Source organism: Kitasatospora sp. NPDC001547, assembly GCF_042894165.1.
Taxonomy (GTDB): Bacteria; Actinomycetota; Actinomycetes; order Streptomycetales; family Streptomycetaceae; genus Kitasatospora.
In genome coordinates, this window is record NZ_JBIAVL010000003.1 from 69,392 (window position 1) to 93,688 (window position 24,297).

The 24,297-nt window shown below is 73.9% G+C and carries 18 protein-coding genes; 13 read left to right on the forward strand and 5 right to left on the reverse strand.

Annotated features, from left to right (window positions below; all coding sequences use genetic code 11):
* The first annotated feature begins 1 nt into the window (after window position 1).
* Entirely contained in the window at window positions 2–1,621 is a 1,620-nt protein-coding gene (locus tag ACFY0X_RS06115; RefSeq protein ID WP_387749463.1) for a DUF2079 domain-containing protein, read from the forward strand.
* A gap of 65 nt (window positions 1,622–1,686) precedes the next feature.
* On the opposite strand, the gene ACFY0X_RS06120 is transcribed toward ACFY0X_RS06115, so the two are convergent.
* Together ACFY0X_RS06120 and ACFY0X_RS06125 are read right to left on the reverse strand one after the other, a co-directional pair.
* On the reverse strand, window positions 1,687–2,568 hold the full coding sequence (locus ACFY0X_RS06120) for a peptidase (protein WP_387749466.1): 882 nt from the start codon (window positions 2,566–2,568) through the stop codon (window positions 1,687–1,689).
* A 2-nt stretch (window positions 2,569–2,570) separates the two neighbouring features.
* Window positions 2,571–3,899 (reverse strand): VWA domain-containing protein, encoded by a 1,329-nt coding sequence (locus ACFY0X_RS06125; protein ID WP_387749469.1) that lies wholly within the window; start codon window positions 3,897–3,899, stop codon window positions 2,571–2,573.
* 163 nt (window positions 3,900–4,062) lie between these two features.
* On the opposite strand from ACFY0X_RS06125, the gene ACFY0X_RS06130 reads away from it, so the two are divergent.
* From ACFY0X_RS06130 to ACFY0X_RS06145, 4 genes are all read left to right on the forward strand, one after another.
* The gene (locus ACFY0X_RS06130) at window positions 4,063–4,929 is read left to right on the forward strand and encodes an ATP-binding cassette domain-containing protein (protein ID WP_387749472.1); all 867 of its coding nucleotides are present in this window, start codon (window positions 4,063–4,065) and stop codon (window positions 4,927–4,929) included.
* Window positions 4,929–5,612 (forward strand): ABC transporter, encoded by a 684-nt coding sequence (locus ACFY0X_RS06135; protein WP_387749475.1) that lies wholly within the window; start codon window positions 4,929–4,931, stop codon window positions 5,610–5,612. The genes ACFY0X_RS06130 and ACFY0X_RS06135 overlap by 1 nt, the downstream gene beginning before the upstream one ends.
* A gap of 226 nt (window positions 5,613–5,838) precedes the next feature.
* Complete coding sequence (locus tag ACFY0X_RS06140) at window positions 5,839–7,398, forward strand: amino acid permease (RefSeq protein ID WP_387749477.1); 1,560 nt, start codon at window positions 5,839–5,841, stop codon at window positions 7,396–7,398.
* A gap of 128 nt (window positions 7,399–7,526) precedes the next feature.
* Entirely contained in the window at window positions 7,527–8,969 is a 1,443-nt protein-coding gene (locus ACFY0X_RS06145; protein ID WP_387749480.1) for a glycosyltransferase 87 family protein, read from the forward strand.
* 108 nt (window positions 8,970–9,077) lie between these two features.
* Here the strand turns inward: ACFY0X_RS06145 and ACFY0X_RS06150 are convergent, their stop codons facing one another.
* Window positions 9,078–10,835, reverse strand: a complete 1,758-nt coding sequence (locus tag ACFY0X_RS06150) for a penicillin-binding transpeptidase domain-containing protein (RefSeq protein WP_387749483.1) — start codon at window positions 10,833–10,835, stop codon at window positions 9,078–9,080.
* Between the two features lie 187 nt (window positions 10,836–11,022).
* Complete coding sequence (locus ACFY0X_RS06155; RefSeq protein WP_387749486.1) at window positions 11,023–12,813, reverse strand: dolichyl-phosphate-mannose--protein mannosyltransferase; 1,791 nt, start codon at window positions 12,811–12,813, stop codon at window positions 11,023–11,025.
* 97 nt (window positions 12,814–12,910) lie between these two features.
* Between ACFY0X_RS06155 and rsmI the strand changes: the two genes are divergently transcribed.
* The 7 genes from rsmI to ACFY0X_RS06190 all read left to right on the forward strand — a co-directional run bounded on the left by rsmI (window position 12,911) and on the right by ACFY0X_RS06190 (window position 21,047).
* Window positions 12,911–13,780, forward strand: a complete 870-nt coding sequence (gene rsmI, locus ACFY0X_RS06160; RefSeq protein WP_387749489.1) for a 16S rRNA (cytidine(1402)-2'-O)-methyltransferase — start codon at window positions 12,911–12,913, stop codon at window positions 13,778–13,780.
* A 235-nt stretch (window positions 13,781–14,015) separates the two neighbouring features.
* The gene (locus ACFY0X_RS06165; RefSeq protein ID WP_387749492.1) at window positions 14,016–14,441 is read left to right on the forward strand and encodes a hypothetical protein; all 426 of its coding nucleotides are present in this window, start codon (window positions 14,016–14,018) and stop codon (window positions 14,439–14,441) included.
* Between the two features lie 86 nt (window positions 14,442–14,527).
* A complete protein-coding gene (gene metG / locus ACFY0X_RS06170; protein WP_387749495.1) occupies window positions 14,528–16,150 on the forward strand; it encodes a methionine--tRNA ligase in 1,623 nt (540 codons plus the stop codon).
* A gap of 1 nt (window position 16,151) precedes the next feature.
* Window positions 16,152–17,030, forward strand: a complete 879-nt coding sequence (locus ACFY0X_RS06175) for a TatD family hydrolase (RefSeq protein WP_387749498.1) — start codon at window positions 16,152–16,154, stop codon at window positions 17,028–17,030.
* A gap of 69 nt (window positions 17,031–17,099) precedes the next feature.
* Window positions 17,100–18,020, forward strand: coding sequence for a 16S rRNA (adenine(1518)-N(6)/adenine(1519)-N(6))-dimethyltransferase RsmA (gene rsmA, locus ACFY0X_RS06180; protein WP_387749501.1), 921 nt, complete (start codon window positions 17,100–17,102; stop codon window positions 18,018–18,020).
* Window positions 18,017–18,934, forward strand: coding sequence for a 4-(cytidine 5'-diphospho)-2-C-methyl-D-erythritol kinase (locus ACFY0X_RS06185; protein ID WP_387749504.1), 918 nt, complete (start codon window positions 18,017–18,019; stop codon window positions 18,932–18,934). Before rsmA ends, ACFY0X_RS06185 begins: the two co-directional genes overlap by 4 nt.
* Before the next feature lie 241 nt (window positions 18,935–19,175).
* Entirely contained in the window at window positions 19,176–21,047 is a 1,872-nt protein-coding gene (locus ACFY0X_RS06190) for an ABC-F family ATP-binding cassette domain-containing protein (protein WP_387749507.1), read from the forward strand.
* Window positions 21,048–21,113: 66 nt separating this feature from the next.
* On the opposite strand, the gene ACFY0X_RS06195 is transcribed toward ACFY0X_RS06190, so the two are convergent.
* The gene (locus ACFY0X_RS06195; RefSeq protein WP_387749510.1) at window positions 21,114–23,168 is read right to left on the reverse strand and encodes an FUSC family protein; all 2,055 of its coding nucleotides are present in this window, start codon (window positions 23,166–23,168) and stop codon (window positions 21,114–21,116) included.
* Window positions 23,169–23,724: 556 nt separating this feature from the next.
* On the opposite strand from ACFY0X_RS06195, the gene ACFY0X_RS06200 reads away from it, so the two are divergent.
* Window positions 23,725–24,207, forward strand: a complete 483-nt coding sequence (locus ACFY0X_RS06200; protein ID WP_387749512.1) for a hypothetical protein — start codon at window positions 23,725–23,727, stop codon at window positions 24,205–24,207.
* Window positions 24,208–24,297 lie beyond the last annotated feature (90 nt).

Sequence of the window (24,297 nt, forward strand, 5' to 3'; positions counted from 1 at the left end):
CGTGACCACCCAGACCGCACCCCCGCCGCCGGCCGCCGCCGGGCCCGCCGCCCGCCGGCTGGCCGCGGCCGTGCTGCTCGGCCCGGCCCGGCGCACCGCGCTGCTCACCGCGCTCTGCTTCGCGGTGACCTGCGCGATCGGCCTGCAGGGCTGGACGTCCGTGTCGCTCGGCGGCTTCGACCTCGGCATCTTCGACCAGGGCGTGCGCGGCTACGCCCACTTCGGGCTGCCCGTCTCGACGCTGAAGAGCTTCCACCACGAGTTCCCGCCCGGCTTCTCGCTGCTGGGCGACCACTTCTCGCCGGTGCTGGCGCTGCTCGCGCCGCTGTACTGGATCTGGGACGATCCGCGCTCGCTGATCATCGGGCAGTCGCTGCTGTTCGCCGCCGGGGTGCCGCTGATCCGGCGGATCGCCGGGTACGCCTTCGGCGACGCCGAGCCGCGCACCGCCCGCCGGGCCGCCGACCTGGCCGGCCTGGTCCACGCGCTCGGCTGGCCGCTGCTGGTCGCCGCCCGGGTCGGCTTCCACGAGGTCGCCTTCGCGGTGCCGCTGACCCTGCTGATGCTGGAGCGCGGGCTGGCCCGCCGGTACGGCACGGTGCTGCTCGCCGCCGTGCTGCTGTGCTGCACCAAGGAGGACCTCGGCCTGATGGTCGCGGCGTACGGCCTGGTGCTGCTGCTGCGCACCCGCCGCACCGGCGACCGGGCGGGCCGCCGCACGGGGCTGGGGCTGCTGCTGGGCGGGCCGGTCGCCTCGGCGGCCGCCATCACCTGGCTGATCCCGGCGATGGGCGGGGAGCCGGGCTACTACTGGAACTACGGCTCGATCGGCACCGACGGCGGGGACGCGCTGCGCAACCTGCTGCACGACCCGTTCCTGCTGGTGCAGGCCGCCTTCGACCAGCCGCTCAAGCCGCTGCTGCTGCTCTGGCTGTTCGGCACCACGCTGCTGCTGCCGCTGCGCTCGGCCACCGTGCTGTGCGCGCTGCCGCTGCTGGCCGAGCGGATCCTGTCCAGCAACCCCAACCACTGGTCGATCGCCCGGCACTACGACTCGCTGCTGTGGCCGATCCTGCTCACCGCCGCGATCGAGGTGCTGGGCCGGCTGAGCGCCACCGGGCGGCCGGAGCGGACCGTGCGGCGGGCCCGCCGGCTGGGCCTCGGCGCGGCCGGGATCGCGCTGGTGGCCGCGGTGCCGATCGGGCTGCTGCCGCTCGCCGTACCGTCCTCCTGGGCGCCGAAGACGAGTGAGGCGGCGCTGGTGCGGGCGGCCGCGCTGATCCCGGACGGGGCGTCCGTCGAGGCGGACAACCAGATCGCGCCGCGGCTGACCGCCCGGGCGGACGTGGTGCTGGTCGACGGCACGCCGCGCGGGCGCGAGTACGTGCTCACCCGGGGCGACAAGCGGTCCTTCCCGTTCAAGACGGACAAGGAGCAGGCCGAGCGGATCCAGCTGCTGCTGGCGCACGGCTACCGGCAGCTGTGGGCCGAGGACGGGGTCGTGCTGCTGCACCGGGAGGGCGATCAGCCGGTCCCCGGCGAGCACGTGCCGGGGCCGGGCGACGAGCCGGTCCAGGACGAGGTCCCGTCCGACGTGGGGCACAACCTGTTCCGCGGCTGAGCACGACCCCCGGACACGCCGGAGGGCCGGCCGGAACGACGTCCGGCCGGCCCTCCGGGAGTGCCTCAGGGGCGGTCCGAGCCGGCGTAGCTGCCGCTCTGCGGGGAGCCCTGGGGCGGGACGGCGCCGTAGTGGCCCGGCCGCCGACCGCGCGGGTGGCGGGTCAGCCTGTAGCCGAGGACGCCGGCCAGCGCGGCCAGGAAGCCGCCGCCGATCGTCCAGTACCAGCGGCTGTTCCAGCCGGAGAACCAGCCGGTGTACCAGTGCTCCTCCTCGGCCACCGGGGCGGCCGCCTTGGCGGTGCTCGCGCCGCCGCCGGCCGGCGGGACCAGCGGGGCCTTCAGCTCGCCGCCCTCCGGCTGGGCGTTGTCGGCGTCGCCCTTGGCGGCGACGTGCAGCCGGACCGAGGAGGCCAGGCCGAGGTCCGGCTGCGGGACGTCGCTGACCGACAGCCGCACGTAGTAGGTGCCGGGCAGCGGGTCGCCGGACCACGGCTCGGCCCAGGTGCGGACCTCGCGCAGGGTGCAGTTCAGCGCCAGGGTGGCGGCGCTCTGCTCGGCGGTGGCGTTCTGGGTGCCGGCGGTGCACGACTGGCGGCGGCGCAGCCCGTCGAAGACCTCGACGGACCAGGTCTGCGGGCCGTGCCGGTCGGCCGCGGGGGCCAGGTCGACGGTCAGGTCGACCGTCGGGGTCTGGCCCTCGGAGGCGCCGAACGCCCAGTACAGGTAGTCGCCGGTGGAGACGGCGACCTTGGCGTCCTGGCCGGGGGAGAGGTTGACCGCGGTCAGGAAGGAGGTGCCGGCCTTGGTGGCCGGGGCCGGGGTGCCCTTCGCGCCGGCCGAGGGGGACGGCGAGGCGGCCGAGGCGGCCGGGGCGCCCAGGGCGCTCAGGGCCAGGGCGGGCAGCAGGGCGAGGGCGGCGAGGGTGCCGCGGAGCGTCGTACGCATGGTCAGTTCTCCCGCCAGACGGCGATCCGCCAGCGCGCGATCCAGCCGAGGACCAGACCGAAGGCCAGGCCGGCCAGGGTGAGGGTGAGCAGCAGGATCCAGCCGCGGCCGAGGCCCATCGCGGCGCCCTCCGGAGCGGGCGAGGCGGAGGCCAGGTCGACGGTCAGCTCCAGCGGCATGCCGGGGTCGGCCAGGACGCCGGTCTGCGGGGCCAGCGAGTTGCTGACGACCAGGCAGACGGTGGTCTCCGGCTTCTCCTTGGAGCCCTTCGTGGCGGTGGGGCTCGCGGTGACGTAGCCCTTGGAGTCGTCGGTGGACCAGCGCAGGCCGGTGGAGACCACGTCGGTGCGGCCGCTGCCGGCGTCGGTGCCGCGGACCAGCTCCTGGCCGGTCGCGCTGGTCGCCTGGAGCAGGACCCCGTAGTCCCGGGCCACCGGGCGGTCGAGGGCGACGCTGACCGAGGCGCGCAGCTCCTGGCCGGACTTGACCGGGACCTTGTAGACGCGGTGCTCGGAGAACTTCTCGCGGTCGGTGTAGACGCCCGGGGCGAGCACCGGGGCGCTCTCGCACCTGTCGGTGCCGGAGGTCTTGACCGGGGTCACCGTGTAGGTGTCGTTGGAACGGTCGACCAGCTGCTTCACCTTGTCGGTGAGCTGCTCCTGGGTGCGGACGTCGGTGTAGGTGCCGCCGGTCGCGTTGGCGATGCAGAGCAGCTGCTGGCGGGTCTTGTCGTCGTGGGCCAGGCCCAGGGTGTCGACCACCAGGTGGATGCCCTGGGAGGCGAGTTCGCGGGCGACGTCGCAGGGGTCGGGCGGGGTGCAGGTGTCCTCGCCGTCGGTGATCAGCACCACCCGGCGGGTGGTCTCGCCCTTGCCGAGGTCCTGGGCGGCGCCGCGCAGGGCCAGGCCGATCGGGGTGAAGCCGGTGGGCCGCAGGGTGGCGACGGCGGTCTTGGCCTCGACCTTGTCGGTCTTGCCGACCGGGAACAGCTGCTTGGTGTCCAGGCAGCCCTGGGCCTTGTCGTTGCCGGGGTAGGTCGCGCCCAGCGTGCGGATGCCGAACTCGGTCTCCGCGGGCAACGCGTCGATCACCTCGTTCAGCGACTGCTGGGCCACCGCGATGCGGCTCTTGCCCTGGATGTCGGCCTCTCGCATGGAGCCGCTGACGTCCAGGACGAGGTCGACCCGGGGGGCCTCCTTGGTCGTGGGAGCGGCGCCGGCTGATGGTTCGTCGGCATGGGCGGGCAGGCCGAGCAGCAGCGAGGCGCCGGTTATCGCCAGGGCCGCCAACAGGCTGCCGAGCCTGGTCTGTGGTCGTCGTCCGGTAGTCACCCGCCGATCCTAGGGAGCATCAGTTGACGATGGCGAAACGAGGCCGGATCGTGCCTCGACCAGCCGAGGCGTGAACTCCGGCGCGCGGACGAGGAATTCGCTGACGCCGCCCTTACCGCGGCTGGATAGCCTTCCGTACGCACGCGACGGCGACGGGGGCGGGATGGAACTGACGGCGGTCGGCAAACGGTACGGGCGGCGGGAGCGGTGGATCCTGCGCGGGGTCGATCTGGCGGTCGGGCCGGGCGAGTTGGTGCGGATCGCCGGGCGCAACGGCAGCGGCAAGTCGACGCTCCTGCGGCTGGTCGCCGGGATCGAGCGGCCGAGCACCGGGCGGGTGCTGCGGCCCGGCCCGACGGCGTACGTGCCCGAACGCTTCCCGCCGGCGCTGCCCTTCGACGCCGCCACCTACCTGCTGCGGGTCGGCCGGGTGCACGGGCTGTCGGCGGAGCGGGCGCGGCGGCGGGCGGCGGAGTGGCTGGACCGGTTCGGGGTCGCGGACCGGGCGGGCACGCCGCTGAGCCGGCTGTCGAAGGGCACCTGCCAGAAGGTCGCGGTCGCCCAGGCGCTGCTCCCCGAGGCGCGGGTGCTGCTGCTGGACGAGGCGTGGACCGGGCTGGACCCGCAGGCCCGGGCGGTGCTGGACGAGGCGGCCGCCGAGCGGGCGGCGGCGGGCGGCACGGTGCTGTTCGTCGACCACGACCCGGCCCGGCTGGCCGGGCTGACCACCGCCGCGTACCGGGTCGGCGCGGACGGCGGGCTGCGCGCCGTCGAGGGCGGGGCGCAGGAGCCGGTGCCGGGCGGCCCGGTCTCGGACGGCCCGGTGATGGAGGTCGAGGTGGACGTCGAGGACGGCGCCCCGCTGCCGCCGCTGCTGCCGGGGGCGCCGGAGGTCACCGCGCTGGCCGGGACGGCGGTGCGGCTGGCGGTGCCGGCCGCGCACTCGGACGCGCTGCTGCGCCGGCTGCTGCTGGGCCGCCCGGCCGTCCGGGTGCTGGCGGTGCGGCGGCGCGAGGAGGGGGAGCGGTGATGACCCGGACCGGTGCGCTGACCAGGTACCACCTGGAGCTGCTGCTGCGCTCGCACGCCTGGCTGCCGCCGTTCCTGGCGTACGCGCTGCTGCTGGTGGTCGGAGTGCCGGTGGGCGACCCGCTGCTGGGCGGCCTGGGCTACGGCGCGGGGGTGCTGCTGCCGGTGAGCGCCTGGTACGTGCGCGGCGCGCTGAACGCGGAGCCGCCGGCCTCGCGGGCCTGCCTGGTGGCGGCGGCGGGCCCGGTGCGGGTCCAGCTGGGCGCGCTGCTGGCGGCGCTGACGGCGTCGCTGGTGCTGGCGGTCGGCCAGGTGGCGGCGGTGTGGTGGGTCGGTGGTGCGGTGGCCGGCCCGGGGGCGCAGCGGCAGCCGTCGGCCGGGGCGGCGGTGCTGGCCGGGCTGGTGGCCTCGGTGGCCTGCGCGCTGCTGGGGGTGCTGGCCGGGGCGCTGGCCAACCGTCCGGTGCTGGGCCGCCCGCAGTACGGCATCCCGACGGCGCTGGCGCTGGCCGTACTGCTGCTGGTGGTGCCGGTCTCGCCGGCCAACACGGCGGTGCGCGAGCTGGTGTCGGCGGCCCGGACCGGCCGGATCGCGGTGCCGTGGGCGAGCCTGCTGGCCGCCGCCGTCCTGCTGGCGGCGGTCGGCGCGGGGACGGCGGTGCTGGCCGGGCGCCGGCCGGAGTGACGGGCGGAGCGACGGGCGGAGCGACGGGCGGAGGGGCTCGGCGGACGATCGCCGCAGGGCGCTGAGCTGCTGCTTCGACCACCGAGTGGGAGAAGCGCCGTTTACGAAGTGTCCGGTTTGTACAGCACTATGCGCCAATTCGGACAATGCGCCGGTTGGGACTGTTCGTTTGCGACACTGGTGCTTTCGCCGGGTACTGTCCCATGTTTGTTCGGTTGGTCCCCCGATGACACCCGGAAGGGTTCCGGGTGACCAGCCGCTAGGACACCCTCCCCCGCCTAGAAGGACCGCAGTTTTGGCCAGCAACACCCTTGGTGCGCGTCTGCTGCGACGCAAGCCCGTCTCGACACTGATCGCCGAGTCCGAAGGCAAGGACGCCCTCCCGGCCGGCGCGCCCGAGGAGGGCGGGCGCTCCGGCATCCACCTGCGCCGCTCGATCGGCCTGTGGCAGCTGTCCTCGATCGGCATCGGCGCCACCATCGGCACCGGCATCTTCTTCGTGCTGAACACCGCCGTGCCCTCGGCCGGGCCGGCCGTCATCCTGTCCTTCGTGATCGCCGCGATCACCGCCGGGCTCACCGCGCTCTGCTACGCCGAGATGGCCTCCGCGATCCCGGTCTCCGGCTCCTCGTACTCCTACGCCTACGCCACCCTCGGCGAGGGCGTCGCCTTCGGCGTCGGCATCTGCCTGCTGATGGAGTACGGCGTCTCCGCCTCCGCGATCGCGGTCAGCTGGGCCGAGTACCTGAACAAGTTCCTCGACCTGGCCTTCGGGATCACGATCCCCGAGCAGCTGTCCGGCGCGCCGGGCGGGGGCCACTGGTTCAACCTGCCTGCGCTGCTGCTGGTCGCCATGGTCTGCGTCCTGCTGATCCGCGGCGTCAGCGAGTCGGTGAAGGTCAACGCGGCGATGGTCGCGATCAAGATCCTGATCCTGATCCTGTTCGTCGGCGTGGCGCTCACCGGCTTCCACTCCGGCAACCTGACCCCGTTCATGCCGCTCGGCATCGGCGGCGTGCAGGTCGCCGCGTCCAGCATCTTCTTCTCCTTCATCGGCCTGGACGCCGTGTCCACCGCCGGTGAGGAGGTCAAGAACCCGCGCCGCACCCTGCCGCTGGCGATCATCATCTCGCTGGTCGTGGTGACCCTGCTCTACATCCTGGTCGCCCTGGCCGGCATCGGCGCCCAGCCCTGGCAGAAGTTCGACGGCCAGGAGGCCGGCCTCGCACAGATCCTCCAGGACATCACCGGCCAGAGCTGGCCCGCGATGCTCTTCGCGGTCGGCGCGATCATCTCGATCTTCAGCATCACCCTCGTGGTGATCTACGGCCAGACCCGCATCCTCTACTCGATGGGCCGCGACGGCATGCTGCCCAAGCGCTTCGCCGAGCTCTCCCCGCGCAGCGGCACCCCGGTGTGGAACACCCTCGTGGTGGGCCTCGGCGTGGGCGCGCTGGCCGCGTTCGTCCCGCTGAACATCCTGGCCGACATCACCAGCCTCGGGACGCTCATCGCCTTCTCGGTGGTCTCGATCGGCGTGATCGTGCTGCGCCGCACCCAGCCCGACCTGCCGCGCGGCTTCAAGGTGCCCGGCTACCCGGTCGTCCCGCTGGTCAGCGTCGGCTTCTGCGCCTACCTGATCACCGGCCTGCACGCCGACACCTTCCGGGCCGGCGCGATCGCCCTCGTGGTCGCCGTGGTCGTCTACTTCGGCTACAGCATCAAGCACTCCCGGCTGGAGCAGGCCGAGCGGCAGTCCGTGCCCTCGGACAGCGCCGTCGGCTGATCCGGAGGCGAACCCCGCGTGAAGGGCCGCCGACCGCCGAGGCACCCGGCGGCCCTTTTCGCGCCATCGCCCGTCCGGTGTCCTACGCCATGGCGACAGGGCCCGGCCCACACCCATAACCTTCCACCATGGTGAGCACCCGCACGCCCGGCTTCTCCCGCCCGCGCGGCCGCTTCACCGGCCGCAGCAGAACGCCGGCCCAGACCTCCACGACCGAGGCGCCGTCCGGATCCGGACGGCCGCCGCGCGGCTTCTCCACCCGGCCCTTCCCCCGTCAGCGTGGTGAGAGCACGTTTCCGCCCACGCCCGATCGGCTGAACGCCGCCCGGCTCGCCCGGCTCGCCCGGCTCTCCTCGACGCGGACCGTCCAACTGCTCGGCTGCCTGGTCGCGGCCGGCTGGGCCGCCGCCTTCCCGCTCGTCTCCGACCTGCCCAACCAGCGGCTCTGGGGCCTGATCGCGGCCCCCGCCTACGCCCTGGCCGGGCTGCTCTGCCTGACCCTGCCGCGCCGCTTCGCGGCCCACGCGGCGGCCTGCGTCGCCCTCGTCGGAGCCGTCCTCGTCCCGCTCGGACTGCTCGCCCTGCACGGCCGCCACCAGTCCGAGGTGATGGTGGTCGAACGCTCGGCCCACCTGCTGCTCACCACCGGCACCGCGTACCTGCCGCACCCGGTGGTGGTCACCGACTACAACCCGTACCTGCCGGCGATGTCCCTGTTCGGGATGCCGCGCCAGCTGCTCGGGGACTCCACCGCCTTCGCGCGGGTCGCCGGGGACGCCCGGATCTGGTTCGCGCTGACCTTCTTCGCCTGCCTGCTGGCCGCCTGGCGGCTGCTGCGGCCCTCCGGCCCCGGCCCGAGCGGCCGGCGGGCGCCGCTGCTGCCGCTGGCGGTCCTCACCGCCTCGCCGCTGATCGCGCTGGCCCTGGTGGTCGGCGGGGTGGACCTGCCGCTGATCGGGGTCTGCTGCCTGGCCATGGCGCTCGCCGAGCGGGACCGCACCGTCGGCGCCGGGCTGGTGCTCGCCCTCGCCTGCACCCTGAAGTGGACGGCCTGGCCCGCGCTGCCGGTCGCCGTCCTGCTGCTCTGGCGGCTGTACGGCCGGCGGCCCGCCGCCCGGACCGCGCTGATCGGGGTCGGGGCGAGCGCGCTGGTGATCCTGCCCTCCGTACTGGCCCAGGCGGACGCGCTGCGCGAGCAGGTGGTGCGCTTCCCGCTCGGGATGACGGCGATCCGCACCCCGGCGGGCAGCCCGCTGCCCGGCAAGGTGCTGGCCGGCTTCGGGCCGACCGGGCACGCGGTCTCGCTGGCGCTGATGACCATCGCCCTGGTCGCGGTGGCGATCTGGCTGCTGGCCCGGCCGCCGGTCTCCGCGATCGCCGCGGCCGACCTGCTGGCCGCCGGGCTCGCCATCGCCTTCATGCTGGCCCCGGCCGGGCGGTTCGGGTACCTGGCGCTGCCGGCGGTGCTGCTGATCTGGCCGCGGCTGGCGGCCCGGCGCTGGAGCAGCCGGCGCCCGGTCCCGCCCGGCCGGGTGCGGGGAAGGCCGCAGCCCGCCCTGCCGCGGGGCTGAGCGGGAAGTGACTCGCCCGTTCGCCTCCGGGCGTTCCGGACCCGGCGGCTCGGGGCGTGACTCGGCCGCTCGCCTCCGGGCGCGCTGGGCCCGGAGGCTCGGGGGTTCTCAGCGGCCGCCGGCGGCCTTCAGGATGGAGGCGACGGCCGGGCCGGCCGCGTCCACGCCGTGGCCGCCGCCCTGCACCTCGGCGGCCACCGCGATGTTGCCGCGGTAGGCGGTGAACCAGCTGTTGGTGACGTCGACGCCGGCGACCTCGGCGGAGCCGGTCTTGGCGCCCGCGTTGTCGGTGATCCCGGCCATCACGTCCTTGGCGGTGCCGCCGGTGGCGGTGGCGGCCATCATCGCCTTCAGCTTGGCGGCCACGTCCGGGGAGAGCGGGCGGGCGGCCTTCTGCTGCGGCAGTTCGGCGACCAGGACCGGCTGCTTGAACTCGCCGTTCTGCACGGTGGCGGTGATCGAGGCGATGGCCAGCGGGTTCATCTGGACCTTGCCCTGGCCGATGTAGTTCATGGCCTGCTCGTCCTTGCTGCCCGGCGTGGCCGGCACCTTGCCGTCCGCGTTCGGCAGGCCGGTCTTCCACTCCAGGCCGATGCCGAAGACGTCCTTGGCCGTGCCGGACAGCGTCTCGGGCTTGAGGCTGGCCAGGCCCTGGTTGATGAAGGCCGTGTTGCAGGACATCATGAAGTCCTGCTGGAGCGTGTTGCCCGGGAACGCGCCCGGGAACGAGTTCGGGATCGGGTGCGCGTTGCCGCTCTTCTCCGGGCAGGCCACCACGGTGTCCGGGTTGATCCCGGCCTCCAGCAGCGACGCCGAGGTGACGATCTTCATCGTCGAGCCCGGCGCGAGCAGCCCGGTGAAGGCCCGGTTCTGGCCGTTGGCCGGGGAGTTGGCGAAGGCCAGCACCTGGCCGGTGCTCGGCTCGATCGCGACGATGGACCCGGGCTTGCCGCCCAGGTCGGTCATCGCCTTCTCGGCGGCGGCCTGGAGGGTGTTGTCGATGGTCACCTTGAACGGCTTGCCGGGCTTCGGCTCGACGATGGTGAACAGCTTGTCCTGGGAGCCCTTGCCGGCCGGGTCGGAGATCACCACCGCGCTGCCCGCGTCCTGGTCCTTGTTCGGGTCCGGCGGCAGCAGCTTGTTGGCGTTCTCCTGGAGGGTGGTCATCAGCGCCGGGGTGAGCGAGGCGCCCTGCACCGGCTTGCCGTTGCGGTCGACCACGGTGGACGGCGGGGAGAAGACCGGCTGGACGGCGATGGTCTCGTTGCCGGACAGGTGGGGGTGGATCACCGAGGGTGCCCAGTGCACGGCCGGAGTGTTGTCGCTCATCTTCACGACGCCCAGGAAGCCCTGGTAGTCCCAGGCCCGGTTGGTGCCCGCGAACTCCGCGCGCGCCTTGTAGGACATCAGCGTGCCGGTGGGCCCGGGGGTGGCGGTCGGGGACGGCGAGTCGCCGGCGCCGGGGGCGCCGGGCGTCCCGGAGGCGGCGGCGGACGGCTTGGGGGCCGGGGCGGGGGTGCCGGTGGCGGCGGAGAAGACCTGCTGGGTGGTCGGACCGAACGGGGTGAGGGTCAGCGCGCTCGGCTTGACCTGGTCCCGGAAGGCGGTCAGCGCGGTGGTGGCCGCGGCCGGATCGTCGGTCAGCGAGGCCGCCTTGGCGATGTCGCCGGCCGCCCACGCCGCCAGGAAGTCCTTCAGGCCGGCTGCCGCCTGCTCGGCCGACGGCGGCTCGGCGACGACCGTGCGGGGCTTCTTGCCCTCGGATCCGCCCGAGTCGCTCATCAGGCTGTACGCGCCGTAGCCGCCGCCCGCGAGGACGGCGATGGACACGCCGGTGATGATGCCGATCTTCGCGCCACTGCGCATGGTGCAGTTCCCCCAGGGGTCTCGCGGCCGGGCGCAACCGGCCGGGGCCGGAAACGCGGTACCCCCCCACCCTAGGCAGCCCGGATCGGTGCGTCGGCGAATCGCCCCGGACTTGTGACGGATCTGGTACGTGGTGTGCACCGCGTACGGACGGTTCGCGGGAACGCGGTGCGGACCCGGCGGACGGTCAGATCCAGGTGTTGAACCACATCCGGCGGCGCCAGTCCTCCAGCGGGATGGTCTGCCCGGTGAAGAGCGGGTAGAAGAAGAGGAAGTTCCAGACGATCAGCAGGACCAGCAGCCCGGCCGCCGCCGAGCCGATGATCCGGCGGTCCCGGGAGGCGCCGGCCGGGCCGATCAGGGCGCCGACCAGCATCGTCACCGCGAGCACCAGGAACGGGACGAAGACCACCGCGTAGAAGAGGAAGATCGTCCGCTGCTGGTAGGCGAACCAGGGCAGGTAGCCGGCGGCCAGGCCGCAGAGCAGGGCGCCGGCCCGCCAGTCCCGCCGGGCCGCCCAGCGCCACAGGCAGTAGGCCAGCGCCGCGACGGCCGTCCACCACAGCAGCGGGGTGCCGATGCCCAGCACCTCGCGGGCGCAGTCGGCGACGGTGCAGCCGGCCTGGCCGTACTTGGGGGACTCGTAGTAGAAGGACACCGGCCGGCCCAGCACCAGCCAGGACCACGGGTTGGACTGGTAGGTGTGCGGGTCGCTCAGGCCGACGTGGAAGTCGTAGACCGTCGAGTGGTAGTGCCACAGGGAGCGCAGGGCCTCGGGTATCCACGGGAAGTCGGTGGAACGGCCGACCGCCCAGTCCCGGCCCCAGCCGCCCTGGCCGGGGGCGGTGCTGCTGGCGAACCAGCCCCACCAGGACGCGATGTAGACGCCGACCGGGACCACCACGACCGAGACGAAGGCCGGCACCACGTCCCGGGCGAGCGCCGCCCGGAGCGGGTGCGGGGCGCCGGCCAGGCGGCGGGCGCCGACGTCCCAGAGCACGGTCATCAGCCCGAAGGCCGCCGCGACGTACAGGCCGCTCCACTTGGTGGCGCAGGTCAGGCCGACGCAGACGCCGGCCGCGATCCGGTACGGGCGCCAGCCCAGGTTCAGCCGCTGGGCGAGCCGCGGGTCCTCGACCCCGCCCAGCCGCCGGGCCAGCAGGGCCCGGGTGCGGTCGCGGTCCAGCAGCAGGAAGCCGAAGGCGGCGAGGGTCCAGAACATCACCACTAGGTCGAGCAGGGCGGCCCGGCTGAGCACCAGGTGCAGGCCGTCCACCGACAGCAGCAGGCCCGCCACGCAGCCCAGCAGGGTGGAGCGGAACATCCGGCGGGCGATCCGGGCCAGCATCAGCACCGACAGGGTGCCGAGCAGGGCCACCGCGAACCGCCAGCCGAACGGGTTCATGCCGAACAGTTGCTCGCCCGCGCCGATGATCCACTTGCCCACCGGCGGGTGCACCACGTACGAGGGCGTCGGCCGGTACGGGACGGCCGCGCCCGGCGTCATGATCGTCGCGTTGGCGTCCTCCGGCCAGCTGATCTCGTAGCCGCCGTGCCAGAGCGCGTAGGCGTCCTTGGCGTAGTACGTCTCGTCGAAGATGATCGCGTGCGGCTGCCCGAGGCCGGTGAACCGCAGCAGGCCGGCGAAGACCGCCACCGCGACCGGGCCCAGCCAGCCGGCCCACCGGCAGAGGAAGGACCACAGGCCCTGCGGCAGCGAGACGCCCAGCCGCAACAGCAGCGGCGACTGCGGCACGTCCCGGGGCGTCACCCGGGGGCCGTCCGGCATCGGCGGCGCCAGGCGCTCGGTGAGCGTCGCCGTGGGGCGGGCGGCGTAGCCGTACCGGGCCAGGCGTCCGCGCCAGCCGGCGGGTCCGGCCTGCGGTGAGCGGGGGGACGGCAGGCCGACGCCGCCGTACGCGGAGTGGTCCGTACCAGTGGGCGTCTGCGCCGCCGTGTCGCCGTTCATCCGCCACATCGTAGGGGCGCTCTTCGTACGCGTGTCCGCTCCCTCGGAAGCTGACCGAATCGTCACCAAAAACCCCGGGCGCTCCACAGCTGCGAGGATGGGGACCGTGACAGGAGTACTCGTTCTCGCAGGCACCCCCATCGGCGACGTCTCGGACGCCCCGCCCCGGCTGGTCCACGAACTGGCGACGGCGGACGTGATCGCCGCCGAGGACACCCGGCGGCTGCGCCGGCTCACCCAGGCGCTGGGGGTGACCCCGGCCGGGCGGGTGGTCTCCTACTTCGAGGGCAACGAGGTCGGCCGCACCCCCGAACTGGTCGAGGCGCTGCTCGGCGGCGCCCGGGTGCTGCTGGTCACCGACGCCGGCATGCCCTCGGTCTCCGACCCCGGCTACCGGCTGGTCGCCGCCGCCGTGGCCGCCGACGTCAAGGTCACCGCGGTGCCCGGGCCCTCGGCGGTGCTCACCGCGCTCGCGCTGTCCGGCCTGCCGGTCGACCGCTTCACCTTCGAGGGCTTCCTGCCGCGCAAGAGCGGCGACCGGGCCCGGCAGCTCGCCTCGATCGCCGCCGAGCCGCGCACCATGGTCTTCTTCGAGGCGCCCCACCGGATCGCCGAGGCGCTGACGGCGATGGCCGAGGCGTTCGGGCCGGAGCGGCCGGCCGCCGTCTGCCGCGAACTCACCAAGACCTACGAGGAGGTCAGGCGCGGACCGATCGGCGAGCTGGCGGTCTGGGCGGCCGACGGCGTCAAGGGCGAGATCACCGTCGTGGTCGCCGGCGCCCCGCCGGCCGCGCCCCAGGCGCTGACCCCGGCCGAGCTGGCCCGGCTGGTGGCCCTCCGCGAGGAGGCCGGGGAGCGGCGCAAGGAGGCCATCGCGGCCGTCGCCGTGGAACTCTCGCTGCCCAAGCGCGAGGTCTTCGACGCGGTCGTGGCGGCCAAGCGGGAAGGCCTGGAGGGGCGCCAGGGGAAGCCGTGAATCCCGGGGGTTGCGTTGCCCACGGGGAGTCGTACCGTGGAGAGAAGGCCTCGGTAAACACCCGCTGAGCTGAAGTTTCGGTCGCGGTTTCCGGTCCTGGGAGGGCCCTGCGTATAGGGCTCCCCAACCCGCATCCAAGTCTTCACAAGTGGGGCGTCGGCCGGGGCGGTCCGGGCATTTCCTGGAACGGAAAGACCCAGCCGGACGAGCGTCCGGCGGGCGCTGGGAGACGGCCATGAGTGATGTTGTCGGTAGCCCCCGCAGTGGCAGCGCACTGAGCACCGCCGGTCTGGCCGGCCGGCCGCACACTCCCGTCGAGACCGTACGGGAGGCCTACTCCTTCGCGTGCCTGCGCTGCGGGTACGGCTGGGAGCAGGCGTACGACATCGAGCACCACGTGGCCAAGGACGGGCACGTCGTGTTCGAGTACCACGCCAACGGCGTCCGGGTGCCGTCCCCGCTGCTCAAGCCGACCTGCCCGGGATGCGGCGGCCACACCGTACGGATCATGCGCGAGGGCCGGGTGGCCTCCGCGGACCAGTCGTGGCACCACGCCCCCGGCTACCCGGCGCACGCCGAGCCGGCCGGGGCGACCCCGGTGGCCGAGCCCGTGCGGCCGCGCGGACGCTGGGCCCGGTTCTGGTCGCGGCTGCTGGGCTGACACCGGGGCGACGTGGAAGGGACCGCCCCCGGCCGGGAGAGAACTCGGTCGAGGGCGGCCCGCCCGCCCGACTAAGCTTTCCGACCATGGCGGCCACTGCAGACCACAGCACCACCGGGGCGAGCGCCCCGGCGTACTACGTTTCCACCCCGATCTACTACGTCAACGATCGCCCCCACCTGGGCCACGCGTACACCACCGTGGCGGGCGACGTCCTCACCCGCTGGCACCGCCAGCGCGGCGAGAAGGTGTGGTACCTGACCGGCACCGACGAGCACGGTCAGAAGATCATGCGGACGGCCGAGGCGAACGGCGTCAGCCCGCAGGAGTGGTGCGACAAGCTGGTCGAGGAGGCCTGGAAGCCGCTCTGGGAGCACCTGGAGATCGCCAACGACGACTTCATCCGCACCACCGAGGAGCGGCACACCGCCCGGGTGCAGGAGTTCGTCCAGGACCTGTTCGACAAGGGCGAGATCTACAAGGGCGGCTACTCCGGCCCGTACTGCGTCGGCTGCGAGGAGTTCAAGCTCCCGTCCGAGCTGCTCGACGGCGCGACCGAGGACGAGAAGCTCTGCTCCGTCCACAAGCGGCCGGTCGAGTGGCTGGAGGAGGAGAACTACTTCTTCCGCCTCTCCGCCTACGGCCCGCGGCTGCTGGAGTTCTACGCGGCGAACCCGGACTTCATCCAGCCCGACTCGGCCCGCAACGAGGTGCTGCGCTTCGTCGAGCAGGACCTCAAGGACCTCTCGATCTCCCGGTCCACCTTCGACTGGGGCGTGCCGCTGCCCTGGGACGAGAAGCACGTCCTCTACGTGTGGGTCGACGCGCTGCAGAACTACATCACCGCGGCCGGCTACGGCAGCGACCCGGAGCGCTTCGCCGAGCTGTGGCCCGCCTCGGTCCACCTGGTCGGCAAGGACATCCTGCGGTTCCACGCCGTCATCTGGCCCGCCATGCTGATGGCCGCCGGGCTGCCGCTGCCCAAGCGGGTCGTCGCCAACGGCTGGCTGATGGTCGGCGGCGAGAAGATGTCCAAGTCCAACCTGACCGGCATCGCGCCCACCGACCTCACCTCGCACTTCGGCGTGGACGCGTACCGCTACTACTTCCTGCGGGCGATCCCGTTCGGCACCGACGGCTCGTTCTCCTGGGAGGACTTCACCGCCCGGTACACCTCCGAGCTGGCCAACGACTTCGGCAACCTGGCCTCCCGGGTCGCCGCGATGGTCGGCAAGTACTTCGACGGGGCGCTGCCGGCCGCGGCCGCGCACGGCGGGGCCGAGCAGGCGATCGCCGACGGGCTCGCCAGGGCCGTCGACACGGCCGACCGGAAGATCGGCGAGGAGCTGGACTTCGCCGGCGGCCTCGCGGCGATCTTCGAGTTCGTCAAGCAGGTCAACGGCTACCTCACCGAGCAGGAGCCGTGGAAGGTCGCCAAGGACGACTCCGAGGAGGGCCGGGCCCGTCTCGCGACCATCCTCTACACCGCCGCCGAGGCGCTGCGCGCCACCGCCGTCCTGCTCAACCCGGTGATGCCGTCCACCGCCGAGAAGCTGTGGACCTCGCTGGGCGCCGAGGCCGCCGGCCTGGGCGCGCTCTGCGCGCAGACCGTCGCCACCGCCGCCGACTGGGGCCGGCTGCCCGCCGGTGCCACCGTCACCAAGGGCGAGATCCTCTTCCCGCGCCTCGAAGAGAAGCCGGCCGCCTGACATGGCCGCCAAGGACGACGCCCGGTCGACCCCGCCGCCGCTGCCGGAACCCCTGGCGGTGGCGGTGGCCGATTCGCACACCCACCTCGACATGCAGTCCGGCACCCCGGCCGAGGGCCTGGCCAAGGCCGCCTCGGTCGGGGTCACCACGGTGGTCCAGGTGGGCTGCGACGTGCCCGGCTCGCGCTGGGCCGCCGAACTGGCGGCGCAGTACGAGCAGGTGCACGCGGCCGTCGCCCTGCACCCGAACGAGGCGCCGCGGATCTTCCTCGGCGACGCGGACGGCTGGTCCGGGCAGCAGCGGAAGGCCGGCGGCGCCGACGCGCTGGACGAGGCGCTCGCCGAGATCGACCGGCTCGCCGCCCTGCCGCAGGTGCTGGCAGTCGGCGAGACCGGCCTGGACTACTTCCGCACCGGCCCGGAGGGCGTGGAGATCCAGAAGGAGTCGTTCCGCCGCCACATCGAGATGGCCAAGCGGCACGGCAAGGCCCTGGTCATCCACGACCGGGACGCCCACGACGACGTCATCGCCCTGCTGCTGGCGGAGGGCGCCCCGGAGCGGACGGTCTTCCACTGCTACTCCGGCGACGCCGACATGGCCAAGACCTGCGCCGAGCACGGCTGGTACCTCTCCTTCGCCGGCCCGGTCACCTTCAAGGCCAACCAGCCGCTGCGCGACGCCCTGCTCGCCACCCCGCTGGACCGGATCCTGGTCGAGACCGACGCCCCGTTCCTCACCCCGCACCCCTACCGCGGCCGCCCCAACGCCCCGTACCTGATCCCGGTCACGGTGCGCTCGATGGCGGCGACGCTGGGGCTGCACGAGGACGAGCTGTCGGCGGCCGTCGCGGAGAACACCGCGCGCGCCTTCGGGTACTGAGCACGAGGTCGGGGCCCCGTCCGGATCGGCGCGTCCGGACGGCGGCCCCCGCGCCCGTATCCTTGGCGCGTGAGCACCACCGACCCCACCCCTGACAGCCGCCCCCAGCCTCCGGCCGGGGGGACCCCCTTGCTGGGCAGCGCCGACATCCGGGAGCTGGCCGCCGCGTTCGGCGTGAAGCCGACCAAGCAGCGCGGGCAGAACTTCGTCATCGACGGCAACACCGTGCGGCGGATCGTCCGGGCCGCCGACGTGACGGAGCAGGACGCGGTGGTGGAGGTCGGGCCCGGGCTCGGCTCGCTCACGCTGGCGCTGCTGGAGGTGGCGCGGCACGTCACCGCGGTCGAGATCGACCCGGTGCTGGCCCGGCACCTGCCGGACACCGTCGCGGCCCGGATGCCCGGCAGGGCGGGCGCCTTCGACCTGGTGTTCAGCGACGCGATGGAGGTCACCGAGCTGCCCGGGCCGGCGCCCACCGCGCTGGTCGCCAACCTCCCGTACAACGTCGCGGTGCCCGTCCTGCTGCACATGCTGGCGACCTTCCCCAGCATCGAGCGGACCCTGGTGATGGTGCAGAGCGAGGTCGCCGACCGGCTCGCCGCCAAGCCGGGCAACAAGGTGTACGGCGTCCCGTCGGTCAAGGCCAACTGGTACGCCGACGTGAAGCGGGCCGGCGCCATCGGGCGGAACGTGTTCTGGCCCGCCCCCAACGTCGACTCCGGGCTGGTCTCGCTGATCCGCCGCGAGCCGCCGAGGACCAGCGCCAGCCGCGAGGAGGTGTTCGCGGTCGTCGACGCCGCGTTCGCCCAGCGGCGCAAGACCCTGCGCGCCGCGCTGGCCGGCTGGGCCGGCTCCGCCGCCGGGGCCGAGCAGGCGCTCGCCGCGGCCGGCATCGACCACAAGCTGCGCGGCGAGATGCTGACGGTGGAGCAGTTCGCCGCGATCGCCGAACACAAGCCCGCGAAGGACCCCGGTAAGGACAGCGAGTGATCACCGTACGGGTACCGGCCAAGGTCAACGTCCAGCTGGGGGTCGGCGGGCTGCGCGCCGACGGCTTCCACGACCTGGCCAACGTCTTCTTCGCCGTCGCCCTCGGTGACGAGGTCACCGCCACCCCGGGTGAGGGCGTGACGCTGAGCTGCACCGGCCCGGACGCCGCCGTCGTCCCGCTGGACGACGGCAACCTCGCCGCCCGCGCCGCCCGGCTGCTCGCCGCCCACCACGGCATCGCCGACCCCGGCGTGCACCTGCACATCGCCAAGGCCATCCCGGTGGCCGGCGGGATGGCCGGCGGCAGCGCCGACGGCGCGGCGGCCCTGGTCGCCTGCGACGCGCTCTGGCAGCTGGACACCCCGCTGCCGGTGCTGCTCGACCTGGCCGCCGAACTCGGCTCCGACGTGCCGTTCGCCCTGCTCGGCGGCGTGGCGCTGGGCCGCGGCCGGGGCGAGATCCTGGAGCCGCTGGCCGTCGAGGGCACCTTCCACTGGGTCTTCGCGGTCGCCGAGGGCGGCCTGTCCACCCCCGCCGTGTTCCGCGAGTGCGACCGGCTGCGCGAGGAGGCCGGCACCGGCTCCGGCGCCGCCGACGTCCCCACCCCCGACGCCGACCCGGCCCTGCTCGCCGCCCTCGCCGAGGGCGACGCCGTCGCCCTGGCCACCGCGCTCGCCAACGACCTCCAGCCCGCCGCGCTCTCGCTGCGCCCCGCGCTCGCCGCCACCCTGCGGGCCGGCACCGAGGCGGGCGCGCTCGGGGCGCTGGTCTCCGGCTCCGGGCCGACCTGCGCCTTCCTGGTCAAGGACGCCGAGGCCGCCGCCGCGGTGGCCGACGCGCTGCGGGCCTCCGGCACCTGCCGGACCGCGCACGCCACCCACGGGCCGGTGCCGGGGGCGTCGGTCGTCGGTTGACGTCGGCGGGGTGGTGCGGGGTCACCGCGTCCGTCGTCGGCTGGCGGGGTGGTGCCGGGTCCACCGCGTCCGTCGTCGGCCGACGGGTCGGGCGGGTTCACCGCGTCCGTCGCCCAGCCGACGCGGTGAAGCCGATCCGGCGGGCCCATTAGGCTGGAGAGATCGGGGTGTCCCGAGAGGGGTGCCCGACCGCCGAGCGGCGGGCCGCCCCGCGACCGCCGAACCCAGGAGCGCAGCACACGTGGCCGTCAACCTCGCCACCATCGAGTCCGTCACGAAGGTCTACGGCACCCGCGCCCTGCTGGACGGGGTCAGCCTGGGCGTCAGCGAGGGCGACCGGATCGGCGTCGTCGGCCGCAACGGCGACGGCAAGACCACCCTCATCCGGATGCTCGCCAAGCTGGAGGAACCCGACGGCGGCCGGATCACCCACTCCGGCGGGCTGCAGATGGCCGTCCTCACCCAGCACGACTCGCTCGACCCGACGGCCACCATCCGGCACGAGGTGATCGCCGACCGGGCCGACCACGAGTGGCTCGGCGACGCCCGCATCCGCGACATCATCGAGGGCCTCTTCGGCGGCCTCGACCTGCCCGGCTTCGCCGACGGCCTGGACACCGTCATCGGCCCGCTCTCCGGCGGCGAGCGCCGCCGGATCGCCCTCGCCAAGCTGCTGCTCGGCTCGCCCGACCTGATCGTCCTCGACGAGCCCACCAACCACCTCGACGTCGAGGGCATCAACTGGCTCGCCCAGCACCTCCAGAAGCGCCGCTCCGCGCTGGTCTGCGTCACCCACGACCGCTGGTTCCTCGACCAGGTCTGCACCCGGATGTGGGACGTCCAGAACGGCGAGGTGCACGAGTACGAGGGCGGCTACTCCGACTACGTCTTCGCCCGCGCCGAACGCTCCCGGATCGAGGCCGTCGAGGAGCAGAAGCGCCAGAACATGGCCCGCAAGGAGCTCGCCTGGCTGCGCCGCGGCGCCCCCGCCCGCACCTCCAAGCCGCGCTACCGGATCGAGGCCGCCAACGCCCTGATCGCGGACGTGCCGGATCCGCGAGACAAGTCCGAGCTGATGAAGTTCGCCAACGCGCGGCTCGGGAAGACGGTCTTCGACCTGGAGGGCGTGACCGTCAAGGCCGGCCCGAAGCTGCTGCTGGAGAACGTCACCTGGCAGCTCGGCCCCGGCGACCGGATCGGCCTGCTCGGCGTCAACGGCGCCGGCAAGACCTCGCTGCTGCGCGCGCTGCGCGACGCGTACGCGAGCGAGGGCGACGTCCAGCCGGCGTCCGGCGTCATCAAGGTCGGCAAGACCGTGCGGCTGGCCTACCTGTCGCAGGAGGTCGCCGAGCTGGACCCGGCGACCCGGGTGCTCCAAGCCGTCGAGCAGGTCCGCTCGCGGGTCGACCTCGGCAAGGGCCGGGAGATGAGCGCCGGCCAGCTGTGCGAGCAGTTCGGCTTCGGCAAGGACAAGCAGTGGACGCCGGTCGGCGACCTGTCCGGTGGCGAGCGGCGCCGGCTCCAGCTGCTGCGGCTGCTGATGGACGAGCCCAACGTGCTGTTCCTGGACGAGCCCACCAACGACCTGGACATCGAGACGCTCAACCAGCTGGAGGACCTGCTCGACGGCTGGCCCGGCTCGATGATCGTCATCAGCCACGACCGCTTCTTCATCGAGCGCACCACGGACACCGTCCAGGCGCTGCTGGGCGACAAGCGGATGCGGATGCTGCCGAACGGCGTGGACGAGTACCTGGAGCGCCGGGCCCGGATGGCCGCCGCGGCCGCGGCGGTGCCCGCTGCGGGTGCGGGTTCTGGGGGTGCGGGTTCTGGGGGTGCTGCGGGTTCCGCGGGCGGGTCCGGTGCCTCGGCCGACGCGGGTGCTGCTCCGGCGCTGTCCGGCGGGGACCTGCGGGCGGCGAAGAAGGAGATGCAGAAGCTGGAGCGGCAGATCGCCAAGCTGGACGAGAAGGAGTCCAAGCTGCACGCCCAACTCGCCGAGCACGCCGCCGACTTCTCCAAGGTCGCCGAACTGGACACGCAGCTGCGGGCGGTCCGGGACGAGAAGGAGGAGCTGGAGATGAGCTGGCTGGAGCTGGCCGAGCAGGTCTGAGCGGCTCTGAACAGCTCTGAGTGGCGCTGAACAGCTCTGAGCAGGTCTGAACAGGTCTGAGCCCGGTCACCCGTCGGGCCGGGTGCGGAGGAGCGTTTCGAGCTCCTCCGCGGCCCGGGCCAGCGCGCTGCGCGTCGGGTCGTGGGGCGTGGTCGGACCGGCCGCCCGGTGTGCCGCGGCAGCCGGGGCGGCCGGGACCGCAGGGGCGGTCGGTGGGCGGTGTGCCCGGGCGGCGGCGGTCAGTTCGTCCAGCGCGCGCCGGACCCGGTCGACCTCGGCCGGGTCCGGTACCCGGCCGCCGTAGCGGATCTGCGCGGCGAAGGCCGCCACCGCGCCGCCCAGCCGTTCCAGCGCCGCCGTCGCCGGCAGCCACCGCTCGGCCAGCCGGCCGGTGGGCGGCGGCTCGGACAGCCCCTGCCGCACCTCCTGGCGGGCGTCCGCCAGTGACCGGTAGGCCGTGCGGCGCAGCCACACCTGGGCGTTGCCGGGCCGGGTGGCGGTGTCGGTGTTCTCAGCGGCGGTGTCCTCGGCGGTGGTGTCCTCGGCGACGGCGTCCAGGTAGGCCCGTAGCGCCGTCGCCGCCTCGACCAGCTCGGGCTCGATCCGGTGGCGGGGACGCTCCGGCCACAGCAGGTAGCCGAAGAGCAGGACGATCCCGCTGGCCAGCACGGTGTCCAGGACCCGGGGCCAGAACTCGGCGGCGCTGCTCTGCCCGCCGAGCTGCAGCAGGACCAGCGCCATCGGCGTCATCACCACGGTGTTCAGCCCGTAGTGCGCCGCAGTGGCGTACGGGAGCAGGGCCACGCAGCCGGCGGCCATCGCGGTCAGCGCCCACTCGTCGGTGGTGGCCAGGAGCAGGGCCGCGGTCACGACCACTCCGAGCACCGTGCCGACCGACCGGCTCACCGCACGCAGGAACACCGAGCCGAGGTCTGGCTTGAGCACGAAGGCGATCGTCATCGGCACCCAGTAGCTCTTGTTGAGCGGGAAGTTGGCGGTGACCGCCGAGCCGACCGCGATGCACAGCGCGACCCGCAGTCCGTACCGGACCGACCCCCGGGACAGCAGCCGCGCCCGAAGCCGCCACGGGTCCGGCGGCGGCGCGGGGGCGGTGCCGAGCCGGGAGTCCCGGCCGGCCACGGTGTCGGCGGCGGCGCGCAGGGCCACGTCCAGGGCCTGCCGGGATGGGGTGTCGGGCCGCCAGTCGGGGACGGCGACCTCGCCGCCGCCCTGCCGTACGGCGGCCGCCAGCCGGTTCGGCACCTCGGCCACCTCCGGCGGGACGGGGCGGCGGGCCCAGAGCAGGCCGGTCGCCGCCTCGGTGGCGGCGAGGGCGGCCTCGTACATCCGGGCGCGGCGGTCGTGTCGGCTCTGGCGGTCGCGGCGGTCGCGGCGGTCGCGGCGGTCCTGTCGGGTTCGACGGCTCCGGCGGTTCCGCGGCGTCCGGTGCGTCGTGCCGAGGAGGTCTTGGAGCTGGTTCAGACGGGCCGTCAGCACCTGGCGCGAGGCGGCGGCCCGGGGACCGCCCAGATCGGCGAGCGTACGGCCGAGCGCGTCGTACGCGGCCGCCAGCGCCCGGTTGCGCGGATCCGCGGCGGGCCGGCTCGGCGCACCCGCCGGCAGCCCCAGCAGCACCACGAACGCGGCCCCGAGCAGCAGCATCGGCGCCGCCGCCCACCACGGCTGCGGCAGCGGCATCCCACTGCCCAGCGCCGCCGACACCGACAGCAGCATCCCGGCCGCCGAACCGCGCGGGCCGGTCGCACTCAGCGCGCCCGAGACGAAGGCGGTCGACGTCAGCGCGACTCCCAGGACGAGACCGTCCGCACCGGCGTGCTGGAGAGCGGTGCCGATCAGCATGCCGACCGCGGAGGCGAGCACGGCCGTCCCGATCCGGGCGGCCCGCAGCCCGCCCGGCTCCACCCGGTCGTTCATCGTCGCGTGCATCGCCCCGAGCCCGGCGAACACCCCCAGGTCCAGCCGGTGCACCAGCAGCCCCACCGCCAACGGCACCGCCATGCCCACCGCCGCCCGCACCATCAGCGCCACCGGCAGCGGCGGCCGCGCCGGCCGCACGGCACGGGCCCACCAGGGGGAGGGGGAGGCGTCGAGGGAGCTCACGCGGTCACGTCCGTTCTGCGGCCTGGGGTCGCTGCTGTGCGACATTGCGCGGCAGATGGGGCGTACCGGGCCAGTCTACCCAGGGCGGGCCCGGCGGCTCGTACGTGTCAAGTTCGTACCGATCGCGTACGGGCGGGCCAAGGGCCCTGCCGGGCCGACAGAGGTGGTGGCTACGATGACTGAGGCGGAAACCGTCCACAGGGCGGACGGTGCACCGACCAGGACGGTACGACCCAGAAGTTGACGGTGTGTTGCGGCGGGGGCCGCCCGGGACGCCCGGGCGCGAACCGGCCGTACGGGGGAGAGGTGAACTGCTGTGGCAGGCAATGCAACTAGTTCGGGGACGCCGACTCCTTCGGCGAGTCCGTCGCCCAGTCCGTCGCCGACGGCGACTCCTTCGCCGAGCCCTTCGCCGAGTCCGTCGGCGAACCCCTCGCCCAGCCCTTCGGCGAGTCCCGCACCCAGTCCGTCGTCCAACCCGTCGTCCAACCCGTCGTCCAGCCCGGCGCCCAGCCCGTCGGGCACCGACCCGGGCGCCGGCGACACGGCTCCGTACATGCTGGAGCAGAAGCTTCCGTGGCCGCTGGGCGGGATCAACATCGCGCCCATCGTCAGCACCATTCAGACGAACGGCAGCGCCAGTGACCTGGTGTCGGCCTTCGGCAAGCAGAACGTCCAGATCGAGCTCGACACGCTCAGGACGTTCGCCGGGAAGGTCGAAGCGCTGCTCGCCGCGATGGAGGGGTCGGCGGCCGCGCCGTACCAGCTCCAGCAGCAGAAGCTGACGAGCAAGAGCTTCGCGAGCGAGGAGTTCGCGGAGGCGACGGCCCTGACCACCGCCTACGAGAAGGTCCACGGCCAGCTCGTCCAGCTGCACAAGGACTTCGCGGCGCAGATCCAGGCGATGCAGACGGCGGTCTCGCAGACCGCGAGCAACTACGTGACCAACGAGGACCACACGACGGCCGCGCAGAACTCCGTCGCGAAGAACGCGGGTGTCACCACGCCGGCGCCGGGGTCGGGCGACGGCAGGTACTGATGGCCGCCTGGGGAGAGTTCTACGGGGAGACGGGGAGCAAGTAGTGTCAGCCAGCACGAACTTCGAAAGCTTGGAACACGCCCATCTGAG